Here is a 589-nt window from a genome sequence, read left to right as displayed (position 1 = left end):
TGAGTTACTCTTTGGACCTGCTGACTGGGGTTTGTAGTTTCAATTCTCTGCCAATAGGTCACCGCAGGAGGCTTGCCGCCAAGGGCGGAATGCGGACGCCTGCGATCATGGAGCTCGATCCACGCGCAAGCCCTGCAAGAGATAGGGATAAATCTTGTGGCCTTTTGCTGCCTTGTTGGTGTTGGGCTTCTGGTTAATCGGCATGAGGCTCATCAGCCGCATCAAACGCTGGATGCCTTTCTCGTTTATCGGAAGGTCCTCATTGCGCAGGTGCCATGATATCTTACGAACGCCAAAAAACGGCGTCTCCAGAAATTGCATGCCGATCACGCGCATCAGATTGAGGTTCATCTCACTTTCGCCCCTCGGCTCGATCGTCTTCCGCCTCACTTGCCGGTCCAGGGTTTGAGCTTTTTTGGCCAAAAATTTGTTGGCGATAACCAACTCCCGGATCTTGGCGTGAAGGCCCCTGATCTGCTCTACGTTCACTTCAAGCGCATTCCTGCCACTACACTCGAATACACCCGAAGCACCTTCAAGCAGCGCCCATTTCAATTGATGGATCATCGTTGGATGAACACCTAACCTA

At 52.5% G+C, this 589-nt stretch carries 1 protein-coding gene; it reads right to left on the bottom strand.

Going from position 1 to position 589, the window contains the following annotated elements:
- Positions 1-105 precede the first annotated feature (105 nt).
- The coding region (locus QMP16_RS23530) for an IS3 family transposase (RefSeq protein ID WP_348774639.1) at positions 106-589 on the bottom strand (484 nt) is incomplete at its 5' end.

Origin of the sequence: Ruegeria atlantica (assembly GCF_947495585.1) — a bacterium.
GTDB classification, from domain to species: Bacteria; Pseudomonadota; Alphaproteobacteria; order Rhodobacterales; family Rhodobacteraceae; genus Ruegeria; species Ruegeria atlantica_G.
Note: the sequence above shows the minus strand (reverse complement) of the source record. Positions and strands in the feature narration are given on the sequence as shown.